Origin of the sequence: Candidatus Kuenenia stuttgartiensis (assembly GCF_900232105.1) — a bacterium.
Lineage (GTDB): Bacteria > Planctomycetota > Brocadiia > Brocadiales > Brocadiaceae > Kuenenia > Kuenenia stuttgartiensis_A.
On sequence record NZ_LT934425.1, the window covers coordinates 1680605 to 1698679 of the forward strand.

20 protein-coding genes, 2 pseudogenes and 1 riboswitch are annotated in these 18075 nt (G+C 42.9%); of the genes and pseudogenes, 11 read left to right on the forward strand and 11 right to left on the reverse strand.

The annotated features are described in order from the left end of the window. Positions 1–10: 10 nt before the first annotated feature. Both KSMBR1_RS07735 and amrS read right to left on the reverse strand, forming a co-directional pair. Positions 11–466, reverse strand: coding sequence for a universal stress protein (locus KSMBR1_RS07735; protein WP_099324804.1), 456 nt, complete (start codon positions 464–466; stop codon positions 11–13). Positions 467–593: 127 nt separating this feature from the next. Further along, complete coding sequence (amrS, locus tag KSMBR1_RS07740; RefSeq protein ID WP_099324805.1) at positions 594–1604, reverse strand: AmmeMemoRadiSam system radical SAM enzyme; 1011 nt, start codon at positions 1602–1604, stop codon at positions 594–596. Between the two features lie 542 nt (positions 1605–2146). On the opposite strand from amrS, the pseudogene KSMBR1_RS07750 reads away from it, so the two are divergent. Further along, positions 2147–2740 (forward strand): annotated as a pseudogene (locus KSMBR1_RS07750) (DUF6444 domain-containing protein); the annotation flags it as partial. 34 nt (positions 2741–2774) lie between these two features. Here KSMBR1_RS07750 and KSMBR1_RS23305 read toward each other — a convergent pair. From KSMBR1_RS23305 to KSMBR1_RS20890, 5 genes are read right to left on the reverse strand one after another with little or no spacing between them, the layout of a single operon-like run. Next, a complete protein-coding gene (locus KSMBR1_RS23305) occupies positions 2775–3077 on the reverse strand; it encodes a CHC2 zinc finger domain-containing protein (protein WP_099323524.1) in 303 nt (100 codons plus the stop codon). Between the two features lie 11 nt (positions 3078–3088). Beyond that, positions 3089–3880, reverse strand: coding sequence for an ExeA family protein (locus KSMBR1_RS07760; protein ID WP_099323525.1), 792 nt, complete (start codon positions 3878–3880; stop codon positions 3089–3091). Positions 3881–3882: 2 nt separating this feature from the next. After that, entirely contained in the window at positions 3883–4938 is a 1056-nt protein-coding gene (locus KSMBR1_RS07765; protein ID WP_230408029.1) for a Mu transposase C-terminal domain-containing protein, read from the reverse strand. Between the two features lie 52 nt (positions 4939–4990). Next, the gene (locus KSMBR1_RS23310) at positions 4991–5443 is read right to left on the reverse strand and encodes a helix-turn-helix domain-containing protein (protein ID WP_164994994.1); all 453 of its coding nucleotides are present in this window, start codon (positions 5441–5443) and stop codon (positions 4991–4993) included. Between the two features lie 38 nt (positions 5444–5481). Next, positions 5482–5754, reverse strand: coding sequence for a hypothetical protein (locus KSMBR1_RS20890; protein ID WP_131493604.1), 273 nt, complete (start codon positions 5752–5754; stop codon positions 5482–5484). A gap of 105 nt (positions 5755–5859) precedes the next feature. On the opposite strand from KSMBR1_RS20890, the gene KSMBR1_RS07780 reads away from it, so the two are divergent. The 7 genes and pseudogenes from KSMBR1_RS07780 to KSMBR1_RS07805 all read left to right on the forward strand — a co-directional run bounded on the left by KSMBR1_RS07780 (position 5860) and on the right by KSMBR1_RS07805 (position 11611). Further along, positions 5860–6270, forward strand: coding sequence for a hypothetical protein (locus KSMBR1_RS07780; RefSeq protein WP_099323529.1), 411 nt, complete (start codon positions 5860–5862; stop codon positions 6268–6270). Positions 6271–6527: 257 nt separating this feature from the next. Then, positions 6528–6935 (forward strand): annotated as a pseudogene (locus KSMBR1_RS07785) (IS66 family transposase); the annotation flags it as partial. Positions 6936–7071: 136 nt separating this feature from the next. Beyond that, a riboswitch (cyclic di-GMP riboswitch) is annotated at positions 7072–7165 on the forward strand. 379 nt (positions 7166–7544) lie between these two features. After that, positions 7545–8183 (forward strand): type II secretion system protein, encoded by a 639-nt coding sequence (locus KSMBR1_RS07790; protein WP_099324808.1) that lies wholly within the window; start codon positions 7545–7547, stop codon positions 8181–8183. A 118-nt stretch (positions 8184–8301) separates the two neighbouring features. Further along, on the forward strand, positions 8302–8772 hold the full coding sequence (locus tag KSMBR1_RS07795; RefSeq protein ID WP_099324809.1) for a type II secretion system protein: 471 nt from the start codon (positions 8302–8304) through the stop codon (positions 8770–8772). A gap of 33 nt (positions 8773–8805) precedes the next feature. Then, entirely contained in the window at positions 8806–8931 is a 126-nt protein-coding gene (locus tag KSMBR1_RS20895; RefSeq protein ID WP_157820457.1) for a hypothetical protein, read from the forward strand. A gap of 206 nt (positions 8932–9137) precedes the next feature. After that, on the forward strand, positions 9138–9539 hold the full coding sequence (locus tag KSMBR1_RS07800) for a hypothetical protein (RefSeq protein ID WP_157820458.1): 402 nt from the start codon (positions 9138–9140) through the stop codon (positions 9537–9539). 335 nt (positions 9540–9874) lie between these two features. After that, a complete protein-coding gene (locus KSMBR1_RS07805) occupies positions 9875–11611 on the forward strand; it encodes an IS1634 family transposase (protein ID WP_099323573.1) in 1737 nt (578 codons plus the stop codon). Between the two features lie 447 nt (positions 11612–12058). Here the strand turns inward: KSMBR1_RS07805 and KSMBR1_RS07810 are convergent, their stop codons facing one another. Further along, the gene (locus KSMBR1_RS07810; protein WP_099324811.1) at positions 12059–12736 is read right to left on the reverse strand and encodes an IS1096 element passenger TnpR family protein; all 678 of its coding nucleotides are present in this window, start codon (positions 12734–12736) and stop codon (positions 12059–12061) included. Positions 12737–12888: 152 nt separating this feature from the next. Here KSMBR1_RS07810 and KSMBR1_RS07815 point away from each other — a divergent pair, with 152 nt between their 5' ends. Further along, positions 12889–14544: an IS1634 family transposase gene (locus KSMBR1_RS07815; protein WP_420886551.1), complete on the forward strand. Its 1656-nt coding sequence runs from the start codon at positions 12889–12891 to the stop codon at positions 14542–14544. Between the two features lie 216 nt (positions 14545–14760). Continuing rightward, the gene (locus KSMBR1_RS20900; protein WP_157820459.1) at positions 14761–14925 is read left to right on the forward strand and encodes a hypothetical protein; all 165 of its coding nucleotides are present in this window, start codon (positions 14761–14763) and stop codon (positions 14923–14925) included. Positions 14926–15049: 124 nt separating this feature from the next. Here the strand turns inward: KSMBR1_RS20900 and KSMBR1_RS07820 are convergent, their stop codons facing one another. From KSMBR1_RS07820 to nadD, 3 genes are all read right to left on the reverse strand, one after another. Beyond that, on the reverse strand, positions 15050–15424 hold the full coding sequence (locus KSMBR1_RS07820) for a thiol-disulfide oxidoreductase DCC family protein (protein WP_099324812.1): 375 nt from the start codon (positions 15422–15424) through the stop codon (positions 15050–15052). 148 nt (positions 15425–15572) lie between these two features. Beyond that, complete coding sequence (locus KSMBR1_RS07825) at positions 15573–16118, reverse strand: hypothetical protein (protein ID WP_099324813.1); 546 nt, start codon at positions 16116–16118, stop codon at positions 15573–15575. Continuing rightward, the gene (nadD, locus tag KSMBR1_RS07830) at positions 16119–16736 is read right to left on the reverse strand and encodes a nicotinate-nucleotide adenylyltransferase (RefSeq protein WP_099324814.1); all 618 of its coding nucleotides are present in this window, start codon (positions 16734–16736) and stop codon (positions 16119–16121) included. It lies immediately after the preceding gene. 134 nt (positions 16737–16870) lie between these two features. Here nadD and larC point away from each other — a divergent pair, with 134 nt between their 5' ends. Beyond that, positions 16871–18073, forward strand: coding sequence for a nickel pincer cofactor biosynthesis protein LarC (gene larC, locus KSMBR1_RS07835; RefSeq protein ID WP_099324815.1), 1203 nt, complete (start codon positions 16871–16873; stop codon positions 18071–18073). Positions 18074–18075: the final 2 nt, after the last annotated feature.

Consider the following 18075-nt stretch of genomic DNA (forward strand, 5'->3'; position numbering starts at 1 on the left):
GCATGCTTTTTCAAACAACGTTGGCGGATGGACGAATTCTTACCGTAAGCACGGGGCATGGCGCCTTGCGTACAACCTTTTCCGCCACACTTCCCATCATAACATGGGCGAGGCCGCTCCTGCCGTGAGTACCAATTACAATGATATCCATCTCCAGCTTTTCGCCCTTATTGACAATTTCGTTAAAAGGTATCCCCTTTTCAACAATTGTTTCCACTTCTAACAAATCGGTAGTGCCCTCCGGAAGACTTTTTAACAGATCGGCGTGAATTTTTGACATCGTTGCCTCATCAAGGTTGTACGGACTAAATTTGTATATTTCCGTATCATATGCACGGGTATCGATTACATGCATAATATACAACTTTGCTTCATCTTTTAATGCCAGAGAAACCGCATATTTTAAAGCAAGGTAAGAACATTCGGAATGATCTATAGGACATAATATATTTTTGAACTTTATCATACACTCTCCTGTTCTGTTTGAAAAAAAGAAGCAACACAAAAAATGAGTAACATTTTCACAAAATGATGTATCATTCACTATTTAAGGCATATACCGTATTACCTTCAGGGACTTTTTGCGTAAAACATCACATGCCAATACCGTCAATAACTGCACCACATTTCGAACACTTTGAATTGGTAATATTATTTTCAAGGATTTGGTAGCCATATCTTTTGATGAGCATTTTATTGCATTGATAACAATACGTATTTTCTCCCCCTTCGCCGGGGACATTGCCTTCGTAAACGTAACGCAGTCCCGCCTCCAAACCAATCGTACGCGCTCTTCTCAATGTTTCAACAGGAGTAGGCGGTGTATCGGGCAACCGGCATCTTGGATAAAAGCGACTAACATGCCAGGGGATTTCAGGTCCTACACTCCTGATAAATCCGGCAATCTGTTTTAATTCCGAGTCGGAGTCATTAATTCCGGGAATGATAAGGGTGGTTATTTCTATCCAGATGCCCAATTCTTTATAAGCACGAATACAATTCAGCACGGGTTCAAGTCTTGCCCCGCAAATCCTCTTATACGTTTCGTCGGAAAAACTTTTCAAATCGATATTTGCCGCATGAAGACAGGGTTGTATAGTTGACAAAGCCTCATACGTCGTGTATCCATTCGTTACGAACACGTTCATAATTGACCTTGAAGAGGCCAATTGTGCAATTTCATACGCATATTCAAAAAAAATAGTGGGCTCTGTATAGGTGTAGGCAATGCTTTTACAGTTATACTCCAGGGCGTCTTCAACAATCTTTTCCGGCGGCACCTCTTTGCCGGGTATCGTGTCTGAATCTTTGGGGAGTTGTGATATTTCATAATTTTGGCAATTAAGACATCTGAAGTTACACCCCGCCGTTGCTACAGAGTAAGAAGTTGACCCAGGATAGAAGTGAAAGAATGGTTTTTTTTCTATCGGGTCTATGTTTTCCGAAATAAGTTTTCCATACACGAGAGAATATAACGTCCCCCCGAAGTTTTGCCTGACATGGCAAATGCCTCTTTTGCCATCAGTAATCACACATGTATGATTACAAAGGTGGCATTTTACCTTACAATCGCCGAGTTTTTCATAAAACATTGCTTCACGCATGTTATATCAACCTCCCATACTTTATTATAGGGAATAAACGACTCTTTGTTTATTTGCAGTGTATATCTTATTACGAAAAAATTTCCAGCGATATTGTTTTTTCTTTATTGTGATAACGAAAAAAAGGCCTTTCTTCCCATTTACTTTTTGCATAAGTATAACAAAATACCTGCAATGGCATGAATATAAAATTAAATATAACAAAAGCTCCGCAACTCCGTAACCAAAAAGATTTTAACCATAATACACGAAAGGTTTATACACCGTAATAGGTAACTATTCAGCGAAAATAATTTAGAATTTACTTGACAGCAGAAATGTTACAAACAAGCAATTTACCTGGTAGTGTATGTATATGTTTGTAAATGCGTTAAAAACAGGCAGCAAGATGCCGTGCATAGAGACGTGTGTGGGGTCTGTTCAGTTATAGAATTTCGAGCCCTTGTGGTGTGTTATAGAGCGAAAGAAAAGGGTGAAAAAACCTGCAGTATAATAGATGCAGTAGATAATTTCAGGCTAATTATATATACAGGTATCATCCATTGACGATAGAGAATATAGACGTAGACGCAACACTCCAAAAAGTAGAGAAGCTGCTTTCAGAAGAGAAAGGGCTGTCACCGGCGGTGAGGTCAATGATAGAGTTGTTGGTATTATTGATAACACTGCTGGTAGGACGTCTGAACCGGAACAGCCGCAACAGCAGCAAGCCTCCCTCAAGCGATCCGAATCGCAAGAAAGAAAGCAAGGCGAAGGGTGAAAGGAAGGCAGGCGGGCAAAAGGGCCGTGATGGAGTAACGCTCAAAAAGGTAGACAATCCTGATGAGGTGGAAGTAATAAAAGTAGACCGGAGGAAGTATCCGCGCAGCAAATACAAGGTGGTAGGTTACGAAGCACGCCAGGTGTTTGATATAAAGATTTCGCGTGTAGTGACGGAGTATCGTGCAGAGGTAGTAGAGGATGCGAAAGGGAATCGGATTGTAGCGTCATTTCCGGAAGGGGTAACAAAGGCGGTGCAGTATGGTCCGGATTTGAAAGCACATGCAGTCTATATGTCGCAGTATCAATTGATACCCTACAAGAGGATACAGGAGTATTTTGAAGGGCAGATTGGGATACCGCTGAGTGAAGGTGCTAAGCCCCACAATAAATGAACCTGGAATTCTCAGATTAAGTGGAATTAATATATTGAGGTAAAACGGATTTTAGCAGATAGACAGCATCTGGGAAAGAGGAGTTGGAATCTACCATGACGATGTCGATGGTATTAAAGTTTTTTTTACAACGGAAACACCTGGCGAGGTTCGTATTTGGGTTGGTGGCGGAATTAAATTCAGAACAGAGAGGGCAGAGGAAGCGGAAATAGCCTTCGGAGTATTTATGAGGTATGGAGAGGACATCAGCGATGAGTCGATCGATGGGGATATCGTTTCGTAATGAGCGCAAGAGTTGAGGGGAAAAGAGACGGGCCATGGTAGACCTCCTTAAAAAGATTGAATTTCAGCAAGAGCCTGATGGAAGATATCCTGGGTAATTTTCTGTGATTGTCTGATGGAAGCGTTAATCAGGCAGGCGGTGGAAATGGCGTTGATTTGCCTTGGGATGCCGGCGGAGAACTCATGGATCAGGTCTTTGACGTCTGAGTCAAAGATTTTATCGGATGCGCCGGAAGATTTCAGATGGAAGTCTATGTATGCAGCGGTTTGAGTTTTAGTAAGGGGATGAATGTGGTAATGTACCGAGATGCGTTGTGCGAAGTCGGCATGGATGTCTCTTTTGAGGATATATTTGAGGTGTTCCTGTCCCGAGAGGATGATTTTGAGATGAGTGGAAGAATCAAGCGGAGAGCTGACAAGGAGTCTGAGGTCTGTGATGGCGTCGGTTTTCAGGAGATGAGCCTCGTCGATAACGATAATGGGAGTGAGATTTGAGCGCAAGGATTTATCCATAATTTGGAGGAAGAGCCGGTCTTTGGTGTGTTTTGGTATTTCACCGAGCTGGGAGACGATTAAGGAGAGAAGGCTGGATGATTTTAGGTGGGTAAAATGGAGGTAGATGGGGAGAAACAGGTTTTGGGGGATTTGTGAGAGGAAGAGTTTGAGGAGTGTGGATTTTCCGACTCCCGTCTGTCCGTAGAGGACGGCGATAGAGCCTGAGTGTAAGAGGTATTGGAGTCGTGCAAGCCCCTGGGTAAAGCGTTCGTCTTTCATGATAAGGCTGGTGTTGATTCTTTCAGAGAACGGCTGAGTAGTCATGGAAAAATGAGAAGTAAACATGGTTAAGAGACCTCCTTTTTCGAGTAAGCGATTTGTAATTCACGAATGATATAGGGTAAGGTTTTCACGGAGGCATTTTGGAATGCCTCCGTGAGCAATGATTCGTTGAGAGCGGGGATACGGTTGTAGCATTTTTTAAGCGATTCGAGTTCATGAGAGCTGAAGGCGGAGAGAGAGCCTTTGTGTCCCATGAGGAGTGCGAGTTTCTGGACGAATGCCATGAATGGCCAGGGTCGTTCGGAGATGATTTGGTGGTAATCAATGCCTTTGGCCTGAGCCTGGAGAATGGATTTGTGTTTCTGAGTGATAAGGTCGAGGTAATTATGTTTTGGTTTTGAAGGTGAGGCGGCTGGAGTTTCAGCGCCCTGGTCGCGCAGGTAGAGATTTCCCGAGCCGAGGTATTCACCGTTTGCGGAATAGATCAAGACCTTTTTGAGATCGCCGTATGGGTCGTAACGGACTTCTACTTTATCGCCTCTGAGTTTGGGGTCAACACGGTAAAAGCGGTTATCAATGCGGACATCGGCAAAGGTTCTGTCAACGGTTCTGGGGATGCGTTTCATGAAGAAGGCAAGAGCGGCGTCCATATCGACGTGTCGGATGACGGTAAGCCCCTCGTCGTAGCGTTGTTTTGGAGATTGATTGGTTTCGGAGTGGATTCTTGCGTGATAGACAACGGCAAGGTAAGCGGAGAAGGCCTGGTTAATGGCATCAAGGGTGATAATGTCGCCGGAGCGGACTTCCGACTCGAACTGTGTCTGGCTGGTGCCGAAGAAACGTTCGACCAGTCCGCCGGGAGCAGGGTCGCGTGGTGGTCTGTGGATGAGTTTAATGCCGAGGTTGTAACAGGCAGAGCGCAGGGCGTCAGAGTGGTAGACCTTGGCATTGTCGAGGTAGAGTTCTTTGGGCGAGCCGTGGATAGTCCAGGCCCTGATGAGAGAATCGATAAGGATATCGAGGGTTTGTTTGAGATAATACCGTTCTTCGACCACATAACGGCTGTAGCAGTCGATAAAGAGACAGAGGTTTGTGGGAAGCGCCTCGCCGTCAACGAGCACGAAAGGGCCTTCCTGGAAGTCGCCAATCCAGAGGTCGTGGGTATGCTCACGGCTAAGAGCGTATACGCACCTTTTGCTGTGAGACGCCGAGTTTGAGCCGGGTCGCCCCTGCGAGTCTGAGATGGCGGTAGAGGGTGGATTTGGGGATCGTTTTCCCATAGTATTTCTCAAGAAAGCGGTTGAGGCAATCGTCGCTGCGGCGTGGTTGTTCTTTTTTGAGTTCAACGGCTTTGTCGATAATTTCAGGAGAAAACCTTCTGGATGCGCCACGGTCGCTCCTCGCCTTTCTTGCAAGAGATTGAAATCCATCTTTGCGGTAGCGGTTGAGTTTTCTCCTGAGGGTAGAGATAGTGGGTCTTTTCCGCTTTCCGTTGGGGAATACGACCTCCTGAAGGCAGAGTTTTTTCAGAAAAAGGTTGGTCTGCTCCTTCTCAATCTCACCGAAGATGACAGGATGCAGAAGATTGCACCAGAATAAAGCCCATTTTTCGTCTTTCGATTTCATAATTCACCTCCTTTTTTAAGTGTGGAGGTGATTGTAACTCAAGACCAGCCGCTTTTTGTTGCCAGTTCGGGGAAAAATGAATGCCCAAAAATTCGGTGATATTCCGGCTCGGCGCTGAACAATTGAATCGATTGATCGAGGGAGGTTTTTCGTTGTTTGCTTTTATACTTTCCGTGGTAAATGGGAAACATTTGGCGAAAAACCGGAGAGTTGGGGTCGGCCTGCCTGATGAGGTCAAAGGCGTTGCGGAGTGTGTATTTCAGTGAGCCAAAGAAACGCAGCCACCTCCAAACGGTTGACCAGGCAAGCATGCGGTTGTCTATTTCCTGTGTTCGGGTAGTATATCCGATGGCAGAGGAGACACTCCGGTAGGTTTCTGTATCATCTTTGACATAAGCCTGACTGAAGGAGAGACAGTGATCCTTTACGTACCGCTTGTAAGGGAGCGCATACTCAGGATAGGAAGTAAACGTCTTCTTGCACAAGGAACATTTCCAACGTCCCAGGAAAGATTCTATCGTATGAACAAGGGAGTCGATAATAACGTGAAACAACCGATATCTGCATTCATGAAGGGTGAAATTGACATGGGTACTCTTGCACTTTGGACAAAAGCATGGCTTCTGTTTTGTCGCAATAAGCTTTTCATGCTTGTGGATTTTTTCTATAATATTCACGCACTGCCTCCTTTGTATAGGGGGGAAATGGGCAGGAGGATGAAGTTTCCCAACGTTCGGTCCTCCTGCCCTGAGTTTTTTATGTTCCGGAAAAATCTTACAAAACTTGTCCTCGTGAAAACGGGGAACTGGGAAGTAAACCGCCGTTAGGAAGTTTGGAAGTGGTTTTAACCTCTTCCAAACTATTTAATGAGGCTTTACTCCGCCTTACGGACGGAACTTCTTTCTAACGGGGTAAACGATGTATTTTTCTTAACGTGAACAAAAAATCAAGTGAAATACTTACGCAGGATAAAAAAAAGGCGGGGTAGCTGGGTAAGATTTTTCAAATCATTTGCTGGGTATTAGACTCAAATATTCTGAGACTAATTGGGCATTTTTGGAGCATTTATTCTAAGACGTAGCAGCTGGGAACTGATGAGTCAGAAAAATACCGGCAAAGGTATAGGAAGATACTCCAAAACGCAGAAGCCGAAAGCCCTCCTCCTGATGAAACGAACCGTAAGGGAAAAAGGGGGAGGGTAAAAAGGACAAAGGCACGGAATCTTCTGGAACGATTGAGGACGTATGAGGGTGATGTGTTGAGGTTTATGGACAATAAAAATGTTCCCTTTACGAACAATTTGGCAGAAAACGATATCAGGATGACGAAGGTTCAGCAGAAGATATCTGGCTGTTTTCGTTCTTTGGAGGGAGCGAAAATTTTCTGCCGCATTCGGAGTTATCTCTCGACCTGTCGAAAACAAGGTGTAAATTTGAGCCGGGCATTACAGATGCTATTCCGTGGCGAATTGCCTGATTTTGCTAGCTCGTAGCGACAGTGGGTGAAAATACGCTGAATAGATACCCGTAATAGTATAATACCGGGAAAAAATGTTTTTGCTCTATCTTAATGGAAATAATAATTGACATTTATTTTCTTTGTGGTACAGTACCGCCGAATATTTCATCGATTGAAAAAGGCAAACCAACCGCAAGTTTGGGACGCAAAGCCATGGGTCTTAAGCGTGAGTTCTTTATACGTAAAGATTGCCAGGTTGCCGAATTGAGATGTTCGCACTTTGCGAGAAGGATAAGAATTTTCGGGCCATTCATTACGCTTTCACCATATTGCAGAGATCACAAGTAGATTGTAGCGCATAATACTGAAAATGCTTAAGACTTATAGAAAATTATCGGGAAATCTTAACAAAGTGCTTCTGGTAAACGTGCATTATAATAAAGACCCAAGCCTTTTGCATTACTATGGTTTTGGGTCTTTTTTTTTGAATAAAGAAGGTAAAAAAACAGATTGAGATATACGAACGGTGGCATTTTTTTAACACAAAGATAAGGGATGAGTATATTTTTTACGTTTAGGCGCCAATTCGATGTATTTTGTGATGGTGTTGTCTTAAACAATTTTTTTTAATGGGAGAGTAAAAATGTTAAAACTTAGAAAGTGGGGGAATGCGGGTTTTACCCTGATTGAGCTGCTGGTGGTAATTGCCATTATCGGCATCCTTGCCGGTATACTGCTGCCGGTGCTTGGTAAGGCACGTGAATCGGCACGAAAGACGCAATGCGCATCAAATTTGAAACAGATTGGACTGGCGCTGAATATGTTTGCCAATGATAATGGTGAAGCTTTTCCCAATAAGGGTACAGGTATGACTTCCTTGGGACAATTGTTTAATACATATATTACTGACAGGAAAATATTTCGTTGCCCAAGTGATAGCGGTGTGACAGAGGAAAATAATTTAAAGTTAGCCGAGATGTCTGAAGGACCGCTAGTTGAGAACACTAACTTTACTATAGATAAATGTAGTTATGGTTACGATGGTAATCATACGGCAGCAGATGACCCAGGCGTAGTGTTGGCAGCAGATGCGCGAGGATCAAGTACCGCTGGCACTAATTCAGATAATCATAACCAAACCGGTCAAAATGTGCTTTACCTGGATGGACACGTGGAATGGAAAGGCACTGCCACATGCGGATATTATGAGGGTACAGCGTCAACGTATGATAATATTTACGCAGGAACAGGGGGCGGTACGGATACCGCAATATTACAATAATAATTTTTTTTCTTTCTCTTACTAAAAAGGGTGATATTCATAATGGATATTGCCCTTTTTTATTACTTGTTCAAGGGTGTCAATTACAATCCACCTTCATTTTCATGAGATACTTGCCATGTTCAAATTAAAAACCCGGGGGATTTCTGGTTTTACATTAATCGAATTGCTGGTAGTAATTGCAATTATTGGCATTCTGGTATCTATCCTCTTGCCGGTTTTGGGAAAGGCGCGGGAATCCGCACGTAGAACGCAGTGTGCATCAAACCTGAAGCATATTGGCCTGGCGCTTCGAATGTATGCTAATGATCATGATGGGGCGTTTCCTGCCGGAGGAAGCACGGGCATGGAATCGCTCGGCACATTATACAATAAATATATAATTGAGCGAAAAATCTTTCGTTGCCCAGGCGATAGCGACGTTAGCGAAGCGAATAATCTGAATCTGACGGCGGTATCGGACCTTTTGTCCCCAAATACTTCATTTACCACTGCCGGTTGCAGTTACGGCTATGACTACACCCACACACTGGAAGATGACCCGGGTGTAATCATAGCCGCAGATGCTCAGGGAACAAGCACTACCTGACGTTCAGACAATCATAATGAGACGGGACAGAATGTGTTATATTTAGATGGACATGTGGAATGGAAAGGCACTACCACCTGCGGATATTACAATGGTTCAACGTATGATGATATTTATTCCGGTACGGGGAATGGTACTGATACCTACATAGCACCGTAATGATTTTCCGGATTTTTCAGACGAAAAAAGAAAAGGATGCAATATTCTTTTTGAATAGTGCCCCCTTTTTTTGTTATAAAGAGAGAACGCTTACCATATTAAATTATAGGGGCGAAGCATTTGCCATAAATTGTCGCAAATGTATGCATACCCAAACTGACAAATGCTTCGTCCCTACTTTAAATTCGATTATCAAGAAAGGAGAAATGATGATACTTAATCCTGAAAAACACCTAAAAGACGCTAAACAAAGATTTTATAATTATATAGAGGAGGACGTTATCCTTTGGCTTAAAGAAAGAGGAATAAAGGCCAAGCCAGATGAGGTTGAATTTGTTTATGGCACAAAGGAACATTTTACTTCCACGGGATATACCGAAGGCTATTTTGCTGAATATTCAACAAAAGGGTGGAATAAGGTACAAGAGAATGAATTATCCGAAGAAGGATTAAAGGAATTAAAAAAAACAGGGGGATTGATCTGGCCAAATGTGTGGTATGCAGTCCGGCTGAAAGAAATAGATGAAATACTCCCAGTGGAATCCGGCGCAATAGAAGAAGCCATTTTAAGCGGTGGAATCCCGGAAAAATACCGGGTTAAACATTAACGGGAAAATCAAAAAACGACAGGATAATACAAAAAAATGTAACACTTTAGTTTTTTGAAAAAACACCGGCGGGTTCGTGTTTGCAACCCAATGTCATTAAGTTAAGCAATCTGCCAGAAAAGTCCCCCTTAAACTAGCGTGAGTTTATCACGAAATAAGGTGTAAGACAAAGACATCAAGTTGCAATCCAATGATTTGTATCGGGTTGCGACTTTTTTTGTCTAAAAAATTATGTATACACTGAATAATACTATATTTATATTGCATTATATGCCTGTATATACTATTATACACGGAGTATTAATCTATTACGTATACACTAACAACTAATAGCCATGGCTACCATTCAATCTAAAAACTCCAGAGGTTATAAATATTGGTATATTGTCGAATCGCGGCGCGTTAACGGCAAGCCCAGGCCCATCGTCCTGGCCTATCTTGGCAAGGCAGACGATTTATTAAAACAACTGCAAGGTCTTACCGAAAAATTACGGCTCAAATCTTATTCACATGGCGCGGTAGCCGCATTGCTAAGTGTGGCCAATGCCCTGGACGTCCCTTCCGTGATTAATAAATATATAAAGTCGCCACGGCAGTATTGTGCTAAAAAACCTGTTCGAAATAATCTGACCGCCGGAAGTACCCTCTTGTTGGGTGCCGTGGGGAGAGTGTGTGTGCCTACCAGCAAAAGAGGATGGTGGGATTGGGCAAAGACGACTACTGCCGAATACTTACTCAGACACAGCTTGAGTAAAATAGACAGTCAGCATTTCTGGGATTTGATGGATGCACTTCCTGAAGAATCCATTGCAGAAATCGAGCGCGAATTAATTGAAAAGACATTTAAAACATACAACCTTCAAAGCGACACACTGTTTTTTGATACAACCAATTTTTTCACGTATATCGACACAACTAATCTGCGATGCACTATTGCCCGGCGGGGGAAAAACAAACAAAAGCGATACGATCTCAGGCAGGTCGGGTTGGCGATGGTCGTTACACGTAACGACATGATACCGTTGTTTCACCATACCTATCAGGGGAACATGGCGGATGCAAAGGTGTTCAGCGCGGTTCTTGAGACGATAAAAGACAGGATGACCGGATTAGGTTTCGACAGCAAAAAGCACACTATTGTTTTTGATCGTGGAAACAATTCCATGGACAATATGGCTATTGTAGAGAGATTGGCATTGCATTACGTTGGAGCGCTTACACCGTATCATCACAAGCAGTTGGTAGGGGATGCCATGTGTAATTTCAGGGAATATGACGTTGACGGCAGTAAGATACAGGTGTACCATGACAAACGGGTTATTTGGGGGCAGGAAAGAACCGTTGTCGTATTTATTTCCGAGAAATTAAAGGTTGGGCAATTAAGGGGAATGTCTCAGTCTCTGGAAAAGGCAGAACATCAGTTAAAGCTCTTACAGCAGCATCTGTGTAATCCAAAGGGAAAGATGCGGGACAAAGAGGGTCTGGAGGATACGATAAGAAGTGTAGTGAAATGTCAATTTGCGAAGGATGTTATCGATTGGTCGTTAAAAGAGGTATCTGAAGGCAAGTTTCAATTGAATTTTTCAATCGACCAGAAAAAGCTCGAAGAAATAGAAGGGGAACTGGGGTTCAGGATTCTTATGACAGACCATCACGATTGGGATACCGCGGACATTATAAAAGCCTACTATGGGCAATCAAAAATTGAACATGCCTTTAGAAATCTCAAGAACCCCTATCACCTTGCTTTAAAACCGCAATTTCACTGGACGGATCAGAAAATCAGGGTGCATTTTTTTATTTGCGTCCTCGGATACCTAATGGCGGCGATTGTGTGGTATCAGGCAAAAGCGCACGCACAATTTAGTGGAACGTTAGATACCCTGTTAGACACCCTTAATAATATAAGGCTTTCTGCTATGCTTGAAGAAACAAAGGCCAGAGGGAGAGTTAAGGCTACCTACAAATTGGAAGAAATGTCCGACAAGGAATCTCTGTTGATGAATGCGTTAGGCATTATGGATTTCCACAAACATCGGCTGAAACTTCAAGGACTCAGTGTATACAATTGATGTTGTGCTTAACGCATTGACTGTATTTATGTTACGTTGCTTCATGCCTTATTTTGTGATAAACTCACGCTAGGGGGATAAAGGGGGTTGTTTTTAATCAAATATCCTTAACTTAATGACATTAGTTTGCAACCTGAATCTACGCGTTTATGCGTATAATGGAGCCGTGTACTGCGGTAAAATTCCAATGCCCAAAATCACAAAATCCATGTTTGGAATGGGAACATTCTCGATTTTTGGTTAACTACTTGTACATTGACCTCAAGCTGGATGCTTATGTTACTATTCTTCTCCTCCCCCGCTAATGGCATTTTACAAAAAATCTGGTATGCTCCCAATATTCGATATTCCTTGTTCTGCGGTTCGGTATTCTCTTAAAAAAACCGCCGAAGTCCTAATTTATTCGCTGAATAGTTATGATTCTTTTTAATAGCTACCTTTATATCCTTATCCCGTATATGCACACATCCCAACTCTCGGAGAGTTAACCACTGGCAGAAACATCTCCTCGCCGCACGCATGTTTGTCAGCGCACTTATCGCAAAGCCACCCTTCGCCTGAGTAGACACATTGTGAGCAGACTTGCGAAGCCGCCTCCCCGCATTCCATGCATTTTATTGAAGTAGCCTCATTCCTGGCCAGAAGCTGAATGGACTCACCCTTTGTTCCACCTTCCCGTTCAGACACAACTTTTAAAGTAAGATCCGTAGAGGTGCCGAAATCGTATTCATAATAAAATTTCATTCGGGCGACAAGTACCTTCCCCAGCGCAACATACATGTTTTTTCCTTCATGTTCTCCCATCGGACTTCGGGAGTATGTTGTTCCTCCTATTATAAATGCACTTAGGTGACTACAACACTCCAACCAGATATTTCTCAGGAAGCGATCTAAGCCTTCAAGCGTTGCATTCGCTGGTGCGGAAAGATGCATCCAATATTCAGGCGAGTAGCGTCCCTCAACCACAAGATGCAGTATTTTTGTTTTCTGCGGCTTCCGTTTTGCCGGTAATGTTTCCGATTCAACGTTTCTTTGCTTGCACGACGCCAGGTGCTTAGACATTGCCGACTTATCGAAGGTAGCATTGCAAAAACCACACGTTCCCTGCGAAACGGCCTTGTCCATTTTTCAACGGATGTTCACCCCTGCCAAAACGCATAAGTGCTTAATACATAGTTTGTTAAGGCTGTATTTTAATAAATATGTAGTCACTAATATATTGTTATTTACGACAATATACTTGACTGATAATGGTTGTTATCTGTACAATGGTGGACATGCATATTGTAGAGAACAAGTCAAAATCCGGTAAAAAAATCTATCGATCTACCCTTCTGCGGGAATCGTACCGTGAGGATGGGAAGGTCAAGAAACGCACCATTGCGAATCTGTCGAATTGCACTCCCCTGGAGATTGAAGCGATAAGACTTGCACTCGCACATAAAGACGATCTCTGTGCATTGGGCGCATTGTCAGAATCGGTGAAACTCCATGAGGGTTTGTCTGTGGGAGCAGCGTGGAGCGTGTACCAAGTGGCAAAGGAATTAGGGATAGAAGAGGCATTGGGAAAGGACTTTGAAGGAAAGCTGGCGCTTTGGCAAGTAATGGCAAGGGTAATAGGCCGGGGGTCAAGACTGTCTGCAGTAAGGCTGGCGCAGATACATGCTGCGGGTGACGTCCTGGATATGAAGCGTGGGTTTGACGAGAACAATCTGTACGATAATTTGTCATGGTTGTCAGAGAATCAGGCAAAGATAGAGCGAAAGCTGTTTGAGTTAAGACGAGGAGGCAATAAGCCGAAGTTGTTTTTGTATGACGTGACGAGCAGTTATTTAGAGGGGAAGTCGAATCATTTTGGTGAGTACGGGTATAATCGTGACGGCAAAAAGAGGAAAAAACAGATAGTGATCGGTATGCTTTGTGATGAATCCGGGGAGCCGGTATCAACAGAAGTATTTAGGGGCAACACCCAGGATCCGAAGACCTTTGAATCTCAGGTAAAGAAGGTATTAGAGCGGTTTGGATGCAAAGATGTAACGATTGTAGGAGATCGTGGGATGATCAAGACGGTGCAAATCGAAAGTTTACCGGAAGGGTTTCATTACATAACGGCGATAACCAAGCCGCAGATAGAGTCGTTGATAAATAAAGGGATACTGCAATTAGGATTGTTCGAAGAAAAGCTCTGCGAGATAAAGGATGATGAGGTTAGATATATTCTGAGGCGCAATCCGGTAAGGGCGGAAGAGATGTCAAAGACCCGTGTATCAAAATTACAGAGTATAGAGAAATACATCGTGAAGAAGAACAGTTATCTGAAGGAACATCCTAAGTCGTCAGTATCGAAGGCCCTGGAAACAACAAGGGAAAGGCTAACGAGATTGAAACTTGATGGGTGGGTGCAGATAAAAGAAGAGGATAGGACGCTAAAGATAGAGAGAGATGAGGAAGCATTAAAGGAGGCATCATACCTTGATGGTTGTTACGCAATCAAGACTGATCTTGAGGAGAACGAGGCGGATACCAATCTGGTACATGAACGATACAAGGATTTAACGGAAGTGGAGAAGGCGTTTCGGGACTGTAAGACGGTGAATTTGGAGGTTCGTCCGGTGTATGTAAGAAAGGAGGATAGTACACGGGGACATGTGTTTGTGGTAATGCTTGCGTACATGATAATTCGAAGGCTGCGCAGAGCGTGGAAGAATTTTGACTTGACGGTAGAGGAAGGTCTCGCACAATTGACGACCATTTGTTCGATGGAAGTAACAATCAAAGGCCAAAAAGCTAGTTGCCAGAAGATCCCGCGTCCGCGGCAACAATCACATGAATTATTAGAGGCATTACAGATAAAGTTGCCAGAAGTATTGCCAAGCCGGAACATACGGGTAGTCACTAGAAAAAAGCTTGCTGTTCGGCGTAAAAGCCAATAAATATAAGGCTTTTACGGCACTTTTGTTTTTTGACTTGGGGTGAACATCCGTTTCAACACCTCCTGATATACACAACAGCCTAATAACAACATGAATTCAGTACAAACAGAGTGAATACGCATTACTGAACAAAAATATTAAGAACAATTTCGAATTTCGAAACAACTCCTAACGCATTCGGCCACAAATCGGAAGAGTAGAGGGGGGAGGTCTATTTTGAATTCTATCGGTAAGGGGTGGTTTAGCGGATGGATGTCACAAGGAGGTGTGGCGCTCCTGAAAACAGGATTAATTATGGCTCTTGGCCTATGTCCTGACGCCCCAGGATTTCTCAACCTCTGTCCTGGTATTTGGACCAGTGATCATCCACCCAATAAATAGTATACTCATGCATTTTAAAGTGTCAAGTGTCTATTTTTAGAGCATTATTCTTCCTTTGATGTTTAGTTTTTTGAAAACGTAGGGGCGAAGCATTTGCCAGTTTGGGGTAACTATTCAGCGTAATTTACTCCGGAATCAGGGGCTTTATAAATTGTGAAATGATATACCTGTTATCAGCAAGTTTTCGATAGAGAGCAAATAAAACTGATTTTATAACGGGCAGTTTGAATAATACGCTTAATATCCTGTAACCTCTTAAACGGCTAATAATTTCCGGTATTACTTCGTCTCCCGCCAGGGTATGCCCATCGGGAAATATCAATTGCAAGGATTGCATGCATCTCTCTTCTGCCAGCCAGGGAAAGCGAAGTCTTCGTTCCTCAGACTGACACGAAACGAATTCAAAGATGCCTTTTCTTATTGCATGCAGTTCAATCCACTTCATACTTCCCCGGCATAAACTACATTTATCGTCATAAATTAGCGCAACGTTCTTCATTGCCGGTATCGATATTCTCTATTATAGTATTACCCTGTAAAAACTTCTTTTTTTTGTAAGTTTTTCTTTGTGTCCTTTGTGGTTAAAGGACAGACGCATGGCCGTGCGTCTCTACATTTCGGTTGCGGCCTTGCCGCGAGATGAATCATTATTGTTTCTCCGGAATCTCTATCTCGCATAATCTGATGCCGGATAAATTCGAAATATCTTTCACCGGCAATCTTCCGTCATAGAGGCTTTCCAAAATCGCATTACCGTTATTGTAGACTGTGACGGGAACATCGTTAATATTCCTCTGGAGTAAAAATGTATAATGAAACCTTGTTCTGTCCCCTGCATTTCTTGCCATGACGGCCACGATCCTGTTGTTTCCCTTTCTTAATTTATCTGATGCATCACAAAAACCTCTTTGCTGAAATGTTTCAGCTTTTTTTGTGTCGATAAAAATCAATGCCACTTTGTCGCCTTCGGATATTTCTTTAAGTTCAAACCCCAACCCTTCCAGACCGTCCGCTACAACAATTTTTAAAGGAGTCGTATGGGTAACCCTCTTCGTATCCTCCCATGCATTGGGGTTGTTTAAGAAATAGTCTACAATATTTTCACGTGCATAAGTGTCATTGCTTCCCGGAAAAGAAAGCATCATTATCACCATAAATAAAATTGCCATTTTTAAAAAGCCCATATTTGCCATTTACCTCTTTGCATAAAGTGAATGTTTCCTGATATAGTTTTCCACGCGCTCGGGAACTAAATATTTTATACTCAATCCTTTGCTTAACTTCTTCCTTATTTCCGTTGAAGATATATCCAGAGAAGGAATCTGAACCATTAATTTTTCAATTTCTGCCTTCTTTTCACCGGAAATAGCACTTTTCTTTATTATTTCGCCATTCAGCGTAATGGGAAACCTGTTGACAACGATAAAATGACACATGCAAGAAAGCTCCTCAATATCCTTCCATGTGTTGATTTCATTTATCATATCTGTGCCCAGGATGAGGAATAAATTAGACCCAGGTCCGTATGTCTCCCGGAGTATTTTAATCGTGTCAATGGTGTATGATTTTCCGGGACGCTTTATCTCGATATCCGATACCTCAAAATGCTCATTATCCCCGATTGCTTGTTTTACCATTTCATACCGGTGAAACGAGTCTATCAGGCCGCCTGATTCCTTATGCGGAGAAATCCCTGTGGGGATAAATAGTATTTTGGACAATTTCCTTTGTTGAAATACCTCTTCCGCAACAATTAAATGCCCAATGTGAATCGGATTAAATGACCCACCAAATATGCCTATATTCATCATGTGTTTTTAGCTTGATATTTACAGTGTTTCAATGGTAGAAGTTTGATAACATATAACAAATTAAATATCAGAACTATAGCAATTATTTCTTTGGGATAAAAGCATATTGCATAATTTTAGAGGGGCGGATGTAATTGAAGATTGCATACTTTGATTGTTTTTCGGGCGTTAGCGGAGATATGATCCTCGGGGCATTTGTGGATGCCGGACTCGAAATCCATTTGTTAATAACCGAACTGGAAAAACTCCATCTTCATGGATACGAACTCTCCTGTGAAAAGGTGAAACGCGCCGGTATTGCCGGCACAAAGGTGTATGTGAATATTCCCGAACGGCATGGGCATTCACATACCGCGGGCCACATGCACCATCTTACCTTTCCCGATATTCGTTTGATTATTGAAAAAAGCCGGCTCCATCAACAGATTAAGGATAATGGCATTAAAATATTTCATCGACTTGCTGCTGTTGAAGCAGAGATTCATGGTACTTCTATTGAGGAGGTACATTTTCATGAAGTGGGCGCGATAGACTCAATCGTTGACATTGTTGGTGCTGCCATAGGCCTGCATTTGCTTGGCATTGAAAAACTATATTTCTCACCAGTTCCCACCGGCAGCGGATACATAAAATGCGAACATGGCGTATTGCCGGTTCCCGCTCCCGCAACTGCCGGGCTTCTGAAAAATCAGCTACTGAAATCTGTGGCAATAGAAAAGGAATTAACCACCCCCACCGGCGCTGCGATTGTAACAACCCTGGGAGAAGGGCTTAAGACTATGCCGAAAATGAAGGTACTTACCATCGGTTATGGCGCCGGCAGCATTGATAATCCCGAAGTCCCGAATTTGTTGCGTATAGTAATCGGCGAAGATACGCAACGCCAGGAGTCTGATGAGGTGTGGGTCGTTGAGACCAATATTGATAACATGACGGGGGAGATCATGGGGTATGTAATGGATAGATTATTCAGCGCCGGGGCAGTTGACGCATATTTTACCCCGGTGCAAATGAAAAAAGGAAGGCCAGGAATTATTATCAGCGCGATAGTGCCGGAAAAACACCTTTTGTCCGTAGAGGCGGTCTTGTTTAATCAAACCACCACCTTCGGGATACGAAAATACAAAGCGGTTCGCAGCATATTATCAAGAGAGGTAAAAGAATACGAAAGCTCATTGGGGAAAATAAGGATGAAGATTGGCTCGCTTAACGGCGATATTAAAAATATTTCTCCTGAATATGAAGATTGCAAACGAATAGCGGAAGAAAGGCATATTCCCCTAAAACACGTCTATACTATTATCACCAAAGAACTTGATACATTTAATCACTTTTAGAA

Bases quoted from the DNA above. Each gene is read 5' to 3' on its own strand.
- KSMBR1_RS07800 (WP_157820458.1), top strand. From the start codon at position 9,138: ATGATGATACTTAATCCTGAAAAACACCTAAAAGACGCTAAACAAAGA.
- KSMBR1_RS07805 (WP_099323573.1), top strand. From the start codon at position 9,875: ATGGCTACCATTCAATCTAAAAACTCCAGAGGTTATAAATATTGGTAT.
- KSMBR1_RS23305 (WP_099323524.1), bottom strand. From the start codon at position 3,077: ATGGCCCGTCTCTTTTCCCCTCAACTCTTGCGCTCATTACGAAACGAT.
- KSMBR1_RS07815 (WP_420886551.1), top strand. From the start codon at position 12,889: ATGCATATTGTAGAGAACAAGTCAAAATCCGGTAAAAAAATCTATCGA.
- KSMBR1_RS07820 (WP_099324812.1), bottom strand. From the start codon at position 15,424: ATGAAGAACGTTGCGCTAATTTATGACGATAAATGTAGTTTATGCCGG.
- KSMBR1_RS07825 (WP_099324813.1), bottom strand. From the start codon at position 16,118: ATGGCAAATATGGGCTTTTTAAAAATGGCAATTTTATTTATGGTGATA.
- KSMBR1_RS07735 (WP_099324804.1), bottom strand. From the start codon at position 466: ATGATAAAGTTCAAAAATATATTATGTCCTATAGATCATTCCGAATGT.
- KSMBR1_RS07795 (WP_099324809.1), top strand. From the start codon at position 8,302: ATGTTCAAATTAAAAACCCGGGGGATTTCTGGTTTTACATTAATCGAA.
- KSMBR1_RS07790 (WP_099324808.1), top strand. From the start codon at position 7,545: ATGTTAAAACTTAGAAAGTGGGGGAATGCGGGTTTTACCCTGATTGAG.
- KSMBR1_RS07810 (WP_099324811.1), bottom strand. From the start codon at position 12,736: ATGGACAAGGCCGTTTCGCAGGGAACGTGTGGTTTTTGCAATGCTACC.
- KSMBR1_RS23310 (WP_164994994.1), bottom strand. From the start codon at position 5,443: ATGAAATCGAAAGACGAAAAATGGGCTTTATTCTGGTGCAATCTTCTG.
- nadD (WP_099324814.1), bottom strand. From the start codon at position 16,736: ATGATGAATATAGGCATATTTGGTGGGTCATTTAATCCGATTCACATT.
- amrS (WP_099324805.1), bottom strand. From the start codon at position 1,604: ATGCGTGAAGCAATGTTTTATGAAAAACTCGGCGATTGTAAGGTAAAA.
- KSMBR1_RS20890 (WP_131493604.1), bottom strand. From the start codon at position 5,754: ATGCTTGCCTGGTCAACCGTTTGGAGGTGGCTGCGTTTCTTTGGCTCA.
- KSMBR1_RS07760 (WP_099323525.1), bottom strand. From the start codon at position 3,880: ATGTTTACTTCTCATTTTTCCATGACTACTCAGCCGTTCTCTGAAAGA.